This window comes from Polaromonas sp. UBA4122 (assembly GCA_002381615.1).
Lineage (GTDB): Bacteria > Pseudomonadota > Gammaproteobacteria > Burkholderiales > Burkholderiaceae_C > Polaromonas.
In genome coordinates, this window is record DFWY01000054.1 from 1 (window position 1) to 8,472 (window position 8,472).

General features: G+C 61.8%; 8 protein-coding genes. All 8 read right to left on the reverse strand.

Annotation, left to right across the window (positions count from 1 at the left end):
- Positions 1-1,560: Hpt domain-containing protein (locus B3F77_RS07200; protein WP_293604301.1), on the reverse strand; the 1,560-nt coding region annotated here is incomplete at its 3' end.
- A complete protein-coding gene (locus B3F77_RS07205) occupies positions 1,557-1,928 on the reverse strand; it encodes a response regulator (protein WP_293604302.1) in 372 nt (123 codons plus the stop codon). The genes B3F77_RS07200 and B3F77_RS07205, both read right to left, overlap by 4 nt.
- Positions 1,925-2,767 (reverse strand): CheR family methyltransferase, encoded by an 843-nt coding sequence (locus tag B3F77_RS07210; protein ID WP_293604308.1) that lies wholly within the window; start codon positions 2,765-2,767, stop codon positions 1,925-1,927. The genes B3F77_RS07205 and B3F77_RS07210 overlap by 4 nt, the downstream gene beginning before the upstream one ends.
- A gap of 7 nt (positions 2,768-2,774) precedes the next feature.
- A complete protein-coding gene (locus B3F77_RS07215; RefSeq protein WP_293604303.1) occupies positions 2,775-3,398 on the reverse strand; it encodes a HEAT repeat domain-containing protein in 624 nt (207 codons plus the stop codon).
- A gap of 12 nt (positions 3,399-3,410) precedes the next feature.
- On the reverse strand, positions 3,411-4,505 hold the full coding sequence (locus B3F77_RS07220) for a protein-glutamate methylesterase/protein-glutamine glutaminase (RefSeq protein ID WP_293604304.1): 1,095 nt from the start codon (positions 4,503-4,505) through the stop codon (positions 3,411-3,413).
- A gap of 4 nt (positions 4,506-4,509) precedes the next feature.
- Positions 4,510-6,075, reverse strand: a complete 1,566-nt coding sequence (locus B3F77_RS07225; protein WP_293604305.1) for a chemotaxis protein CheW — start codon at positions 6,073-6,075, stop codon at positions 4,510-4,512.
- Between the two features lie 12 nt (positions 6,076-6,087).
- A complete protein-coding gene (locus B3F77_RS07230) occupies positions 6,088-8,013 on the reverse strand; it encodes a methyl-accepting chemotaxis protein (protein ID WP_293604306.1) in 1,926 nt (641 codons plus the stop codon).
- A gap of 23 nt (positions 8,014-8,036) precedes the next feature.
- Positions 8,037-8,159: a hypothetical protein gene (locus B3F77_RS07235; RefSeq protein ID WP_293604307.1), complete on the reverse strand. Its 123-nt coding sequence runs from the start codon at positions 8,157-8,159 to the stop codon at positions 8,037-8,039.
- Positions 8,160-8,472: the final 313 nt, after the last annotated feature.

Sequence of the window (8,472 nt, forward strand, 5' to 3'; positions counted from 1 at the left end):
GTCGATCTTGGACTGATCGACCTTGAGGCTCTTGGAGCCGGTAGTGGCGTCTTCGGCACGGCGATTGAATTTGGGAGCTTCATCCTCCGTTACGGGGGCGGGGCTCCTTGCCGGCGCGGGGTCAACGGCAGCAACTGGCTTGGCGGCCTTGGCAACGGGCACCTCGTCACGCGAGCTTGGCACTGCTGCCGCTGGCGGTTGTCCACCATCGTGGGCAGCAAGCCATGCCAGCAAATGGGCGCTACTGCCTGTGGCCAGGGCTTGCTGGAGTGCCGTTTCGATCTCGCACTGCGCGACATGATCGCCGATGGCCTTGCCGCAATTAATCAGCACACCCGCAGCCGCCTTGAGCCGTCCCGCTTGCCAGACGGGTTGGTCGTCGAGCATGAGAATCTGGCGCTGGGCGGCAAAGATGGCTTCCAGTGCCGTGGCATCTTCTTCAGACAGTGGCTTGAGGGGATTCGCCGAATGCAACGGCGTGCTGGCGCTCGCATCCTTCGCAGCCGTCCAATCCGGCGGCGCCAAGGTGCGGAGCGACTCGATGAGACTGCGCATAGCGGCGCGCTGGTCCGGCATACGGTCCAACAGCTCAATCAGCCAGCGCAAGGCCGACGACAGCCATAACTCGGGGTTGCTGAGTTGCAACATGGTTTGCGAAGCCTGCTTGAGCGCCTCCAGATCGCCAACCTCCAGATGCTGCAGGGCATCGGCGACGAAATCCTCATAGACCGGCCCGCCGTTGGGGTTGCCCTGGGGGATGACCAGGAACCACGGGTCCATGGCAATGATGCCCACTTGATCCGGCACGTAGCGGTAGTACTCGGCCAGCTCCTCGCGGGGAGCCGTCGTCAGTAACTGGAACTCCAGCACACAGCGGTAGGCATCGAGTTCGGCCAGAGGCGGCCAGGATTCGCGAGGCACGATCCGGCCCCACAGGACATCGGGCGTCTGACGGGCGGTAAAGAAAGGGTCGTCGCCCTGGAAGAAGCATTCCTCTGCCGGCGTGTAGGTGACCCAGTGCAGGGCATCGCCGTCCATCGCACGCCGGTAGGCTTCCATGCGGACGTCTTCCGGTATCTCGGCCAGCGACAGCTGGGCGGAAGCCGGCGTTGCCGGCGCCGCGGGCGATGCAAGGTCAGCAGCCGGTTGGCCGTCCTCAGCAACCGCCACTGACTGGCTCACGATCAGCGCCCGCAAGGCCCCCGCCAGACTGGCCGAATCGGCAGCGCGGGACGCATCGATGCGCCCGGCCGACTCGATCTCGTCGCACAGGAGCCCGACGAAGTCCATGGCATCCAGCAGTTGATCTGCCAAGCCCTGCGAATAAGCGACCCGGCCGTTTCTGACCTCATCCATCAGGTCTTCGCCGGCATGGAGCACGCGCGTCATTTCGGGAAAATCAAACAGGCCGCTGTTGCCCTTCAAGGTATGTACCAGACGGAACAGCTCAACCATCAGACCGGCGTCAGCCGGCGCCTGCTCCAGTTGCATCAGCTTTTCGCCGATGTCTTGCAGACACTCGCGGGCTTCGGAAATGAATTGTTCGAGCAAGGGATTCATGGGTACACCTCCCCGAGCAGCAGCCGGACATGCGTCAAGAGTTGCACGGGTTTGGCGGGCTTGACGAGGTAGCCGTTGGCCCCCGCCCGGTAGGCCGCCGTCTGGTCATTGGCAGCGGCTTCGGTGGACACCATGATGGCGGGAGCCTGGGGAATGTCCTCCCCGCGCAACTGGCGCAGGAAACCGTAGCCATCGAGCTTGGGCATATTGATATCCACAATGTAAAGATCGAACGGGTCTTGCAAGGCTTTTTCAAGCGCCTCGATGCCGTTCATGGCCTCTTCCACCACGTAGCCGGCGGATTCAAGGATGTTGCGGTGGTACATGCGTACGGTGGCGGCGTCATCAACAATCAGGATGCGTTTCATCGGGCCTCCAGGGATTTTTGATAAACAATGGCTTCAGGGAATTTGCGCACCTTGTACAGAGAGGAGATGCGGCTCATGGATTCCGAATGACCCAGGCAGATAAAACCACCGGGCCTGAGGGCGTCATAGAAAGTTTCGGCGGCCGCCTTGCGCGACACGTCGTCGAAATAGATCAGCAGATTGCGGCAGAAGATCACATCGAAATTGCGGTAGGGCCGGGTATCGGCGGGCTCCGCAAGATTCACCCGGGTAAATTCAACCGCCTGCCGCACGTCTTCGCAGAGCTGGTACTCGTCACCCTTGCGGGTGAAATACTTCGCCAGCCACGGCGCCGGCACATGCTGCACGGAACGGGGTGAATAACGCCCGGCGCGCGCCTTTTGCAGAATACCGGTGTCGATGTCGGACGAGATAATCTCCACATCCCACTTGCTGATGCCGGCCCAGCGCTCCATCAGGTACATGGCAACGGTGTAAGGTTCTTCGCCCGAGGACGATGGGATGCACCAGATGCGGATGGGACTGTTGTCGGTCTTGCGATTGGCGATATCCGGCAGCATGGAATCGACCAGGCACTGGAACTGGTAGTCCTCGCGCAAGAAATAAGTTTCGTTGACCGTCATGATGTTGGTCAGCTGCTGCAGCTCTTCGCCCGAAGCCTGAAAGCGCAACATGCTGAAGTAGCTGCGAAAGCTGTCGCTATCGGTGGCCTCGATGCGCTCCACCAATCGCTTGTCCACGAAATAGCGCTTGGTCGGCTCGAAGCTGATGCCGGTCTTGCGGTAGAAATACTCCCGGAACTTCTGGAAGTCATCGTCGTTGATGGCGATTTTTGTCATGGCCGTGTCAGTCTTCATGGATGCGGCTCAACGCCAGTTCGGCGGCGAACTGGATGTAGGGCTCATCGGCAAATCGGGCCTTGAACCGTGCGAGCGGTTCCAGCGCTGCCTCCGTGCCGACCTCGCTGAGCAAATCCAGCGCCGTGCCGCAGACATTGACGTGCGGGTCCGTTTCAATCACGTCGATCAGCCACGCCTCCACATCCGGGTGCCGCAGCGATTCGAGGATATTGACGGCAAAGATGCGCACGTCCGGGTCGGTATCCGCCAGCAGCCCTTGCATGATAGGCGCCACTTCGTCGGGCAGTTGCTTCATCGCCTCGATGGCCTCGTTGCGCAAGGCCGCGTCCTCGCTGCGCAGGCAATCGACCAGCCCCGCGACCGCGATTGAATCGCCGAGACGGGTCAAGGTGGTGAGGATCACCTCCCGCACGGACAGGTCGCCCTCCCGCTTCAGGCGATCGACCAGCGCAGCAGCGACGTCCGGGCAATTGACGAGATCCCGTGCCGCCCAGCGGCGGGCCGTAGGGTTGACGGCCTCCAGGCCCGCCAGCAGATCCGGGCACGCCCGCGCCTGTTGACGCTCTTCCTGAACGACAGACTCGGTGTTTTGCTTCTTGATGAAGGCCATTTAATTTTCCTTTTATCGCCCGGCCCATACATTGAGCTGGGCGGCGATTTTCTCCGCCGCCAGGACCAGGCTGGCGCCGCGTTTTTCGATCAGTTCCTTGGGCATACCGAACACCACGCAGGACTCTTCCGATTCGGCGATGGTGCGTCCGCCGCGTTGCTTGATCTCGGTAAAGGCGTCCGCTCCGTCGGAGCCCATGCCGGTGAGCATCACCGCCGTCACCCGTGCCGGGTCGCAGTGTTCCAGCACGGAGCGCCCGAGCAACTCCACCGAGGGGTGCCAAAGGTGCTGCGAATTTTCCGGTTTGGGCAGCACGGTGAGCTTGCCGCCCCGCATGGCCACCACCATGTCAGCGCCGCCCTTGGCGATATAGACCGTGCCGGGCTCAACCGGCATCGGTGACGCGGCCTCGACGACCCGTAGCGCGCAAACCTTATTCAGCCGCTCGGCAAACGATTTGGTAAATGCTGCCGGCATGTGTTGCGCCACCAGCACCGGCCAGGGAAAGTCGACGGGCAATTGCGGCAGGATCTCCTCCAGCGTGCGCGGTCCGCCGGTAGACACACCGACGACGACCAAGCCCTCTTCCGCGATACTACGGCGCACCGCCACGGGGGGGCCAGCTACAGGGGTGGCCGCAACTTTTTCACGCTCTTCACGCTCCTCGCGCATGCGCTGGGCCAGCCCCTTGACGGCGGGTCCTTTCCCCTTGATGCGCGCACGGGCAGCGGCACGCACCTTGCCAATGAGTTCCTCCGTGATCTTGTCAATGGACAGCGAAATGGTGCCGCCCGGCTTGACGATGTAATCCACCGCCCCGAGATTCAGCGCCTCGAAGGTGGCCAGCGCCCCTTTTTCGGTCAGCGACGACACCATGACCACCGCAACCGGGCGCTCGGCCATGATGAGGGAGAGGGCCGTGAGCCCGTCCATCTCCGGCATGTTGATGTCCAGCGTGACCACGTCCGGCTGAAAAACGCGGTTTTGCTCCACCGCCTCGCGGCCGTTTCTCGCCTGGCTTATTTCGAAGCCGCCAGCTGACGCAAATATCTGCGTCAGCTGGCGCCGCATCAGCGCCGAATCGTCGACGATCAGGAGCTTGATCACGGCCTCACCCCCCCACTGCGGCGAGAGTTGTAAGCTCTTCGCCCTCGACCAGATACGCGGGCTCAAGCAACTGCACCATGCGTTTTTGCTTCTCCATATTGGCCATGCGCGACAGCAGCCGCCCCTGCCCGCTGGAGAGTTTCGGCGACGGCTCGATGACCGCCTTGGGTATCTTGAGCACCTCGGCCACCTGATCGACGATGAAGCCGGTGCGCACGTCGGCAATCAGAAACACCATGATGCGCTGGTTGTCGGAACGCGCCACCCGCGGCAGACCCAGGCGCAGGCGCAGGTCGATCACCGGCAGCACGCTGCCGCGCAGATTGATGACGCCTTCGACGAACACCGGGGCCCTGGGCACATGGATGAGTTCCTCCGGCACGCGCACGATCTCCTGCACACTGTGGATCGGTACGCCGAATTCTTCTTTGTTCAGGCGAAACACCACCACCTGTTCGTCGTCGTCCAGGTCTTCATCCAGTTCGGCGGTGTCCTGGTCGGCTTCTCGCTTGATGTCGTTCACGGTACTCAATGCCTCTTTGATGGCGGAATGGTCGAACAGGTTGCGCACGGTGATGATGGACACCAGACGCTTGCCGTCGTCCAGCCGGCAGATTTCGGAAATATCAGCCATACCCCCCTCCTTGGCGAGCAGGGCGGGCATGGCGTCCACGAAGGTCTTGGCGACCCGCAGCACTTCGCTCACCCCATCGACGGCCACGCCAACCGAGGCGCTTCCCAAAGCCAGCACGACGATGCGGCTTTTTTCGTCCAATGGCTGATCCGGCAAGCCAAACATGCGGCGCAGGCTGACCAGCGGCAACAGGCGGCTGCGCAGGGTCATCACGCCGATGACATGCGATTCCGAGTGCGGCACATGAATGATCGTGTCCGGCACCTGGACGATCTCCTGCACGTCTTCGATGGCGATCGCGTATTCCTGTTCGGCGACGTTAAAGCTCACCAGTTGCAGTTCATCGCTCGCCGCCTCTTCCTCTTCGTCGTCCGCGGTACTGGCCGACAAAGCGCCTGCCATGCCGGCGCCTTTGGCGAGGCCGGCGATTTGCGAGAATTCACGCGCAATGAGCTTCTCGAAATCCAGCACCATGATCATGGCGTGGCCACCCACACCCTTGATGAGTCCGGAAAGCAGGTCGGTATCCACCGTGCTGCGAATCGCGCCCACATCCTCGATCTGGCTGGGTTCCACACCCACCACGCTGGCCACCCGGTCCACCACAAAACCAAGCGGCTGACCCACGTCCACCACCACCGCGCGCGTGGCGTCGTCAGGTTCCTGTTCGGGAAAACCGAACATGCGGCGCAGGGAGATGATGGGCAGCACCTTGCCGCGCAGATTGGCCAGGCCATCGAGCGTGGCCGGTGCCAGCGGCACCCTTACCACCTCGGGGAGGCGGATGATTTCCTGCACCGGCGCCATGTCCACGGCGAAGACTTCGCCACCGGTGATGAAGGTGACAAACTGCCGGGTTTCAGAGACCAGTTCCTCGAGACCATCGTCTCCGGAACGCGCCTCGTCCACCCGCTGTTCAAGTGTTTCTGTCGTCATGATGGCGTCCCTTTATGCTGCGCTTTGCAGTTCGTCGGCCAGAGAAGAGATTTCCTCAATGGCGGAGGCCAACTCCTCGGCGCCCTTGGATTGCTGCGCGGCAGCACTGGCCGCTTCGTTGGCCGCTTTCTCGGCTTCCTGAGATGCAGTGGAAATCTGCTCGATTCCCCTCTTCGCCTGACCGATGGCCGTGGCAATTTCCATGGATGCCGCCAGAATTTCGCGCGTACCCTGCTCAACCACGATGATGTCGGATTCGATCAGGTTGAGGTTGGCGGTCGAGGCCTTGGCCCCTTCCACCTCGCTGAGGGCGGATTTGACGATTTCATCAAGATCGGTGCTAACGGCAACAATCTGATCCTGCACCGCTTTCACCAGGTCCTTGATGCGATCGGCGTTTTCCGCCGAGTCGCGGGCCAGGTTGCGGATGTCGGTAGACACCACGACGAAGCCCTTGCCGAACTCGCCGGCGCGCGCCGCCTCGATGGAGCCGTTGACCGCCAGCATGTTGGTCTGGATCGACACCGTGGTGATGGCTTCGACAATCTTGTTGATGCGCCGCGACACCTGCTCCAGATCTTTCACCTGTTTGATACTGTCCTGCGTGCCCCTGACCGATGAGGTAATCCCGTTGATCAGCTCGTCCACCGAGACCTTGTTGACGCCGAGTGTTGCCAGTACCGCCTTCACCTTCTCGCCGCCATCCGTGGCACGCTGCTGCGCCACCTCCACGCCTTTTTCGATCTGGTTGACTGCCGCCGAGGATTGTTCGCATGCCGCTGCGGACGTCTGCGCGCCCTTGCGGATCTGTTCGATGGCCGCCATGATCTGGGCGCTGGCGCTGTTGATTTCCTGCACGGCGGAGGAAAGCTCCTCGGCGGAAGACGCCACCTCTTCGGCACTCTTGGCCACGTCGGTGGAATTTTTCAGGTCCTCTGCCAGTTCGGACATGGCTTGCGTCGCTTGCTCGGACTCGGCCAGTGCCTGGGACTGCTCCTGGACCGTCTTGGCCGTCTCTTCGGCGGCGGCGGATTGCTGCACGGCGGCGGCGGCAATTTCTTCCGAGCCCTTGAGCGCCTGGGCGGCGGCGGCGTCGGACTGCTTGGCGCCGGTGGCGATTTCCGTGATGCCGCGCACCACTTCAATCACGTCCGTGCGAATCGCCTCAAGCTGCACGGTGATGACCTTGCCTTTTTCGACTTCCCCTTCGATGGCCTTGGCCGAGTTGTTGATGCCGTCGGCGATGGCCTTGACGTCCTGCTGGATCTGGCCCACCAGGTCCTGAATCTGCTTGGCGCTCGTCTCCGAGGTTTCAGCCAGGGTCCGCACCTCGTCGGCCACCACGGCAAAACCCTTGCCGTGCTTGCCGGCGCGGGCCGCCTCAATCGCCGCGTTCAGGGCCAGCAGATTGGTCTGGTCTGCAATGCGCGCCACCGCCTTGACGATATCGCCGATGTTGGCGGCCTGTTTTTCCAGCTCCACCACCATCGCCACCGAGGCAATCTGGCGTTGCCCGGCCACGGCGACGTTGGTAATCAGGTTGGCGACGTCCGCAGAGGTTTTGGCAACCAGGGTCTGAGCGCCCTCCATTTTGGTCTGGCTGATGTCCGCATTGCGCAACTGGAGGGCGATGGCGCCGATGACCTGCGTGAAGGCGGTCATTGATTCCTGCGCCGCGCCGGAGGCCACTTCGGCGCCGGAGGCGATCAGGTCGGCTGCGCGCTTCAATTCTTCGGCGGCGGAGGCCGCCTGGTTGATGCCGGAAGACAACTGCCCGGTGGCGGCGGCGATGCGCTCCGCCGCCTGCTGCTGCTTGCCGAGCGTGCGCGCCCTCTTGCGCTGCACCTCTGCGTCGCGAGCGGACGCGCCGGTAGGTTTGCCGCTTTCATTTTCAGACGGGGCGGCGATTTTATAAGCGGGTTTCTTGACGATAGCCATGGGGTTTTTCCTTAAGGGTTAAGTTACGAACGGTGAACGGGATGAGAAGCGTTGAGAGGGTGTGCATCGAGCGCCTTGGCGGTGGAAGCGCCAGGGAGCATGACAGCGGCGGCGGATGGGTTGGGGTTGCTTGTTGTTGCGTGCATAAGCACTCCTTTAAATTGAGATGCGTACATCTGTTTAACGGCAAGATACGAAAAAACTTCATGGGAAAAATCCAAGGAAAACCCTAGCCAACCGTTAGTTAGGCTTATAAAGTTGGCCTTTAGCGCAGTGTTTACGGGCACAAGCGTATCAAGAGATGTCCCGAATACATTGCACTAACTGACGGTAGAACTCCCGGCTGTTCAAGGCATCGGGGGAAGCGTCGGCCTACGTCTTCGCTAACCCGAGCTACGACTCATGGCAACTCCACCCGCCCCGTAGCTTGGGTTAGCCCCCAGGGGCGTAACCCAACAT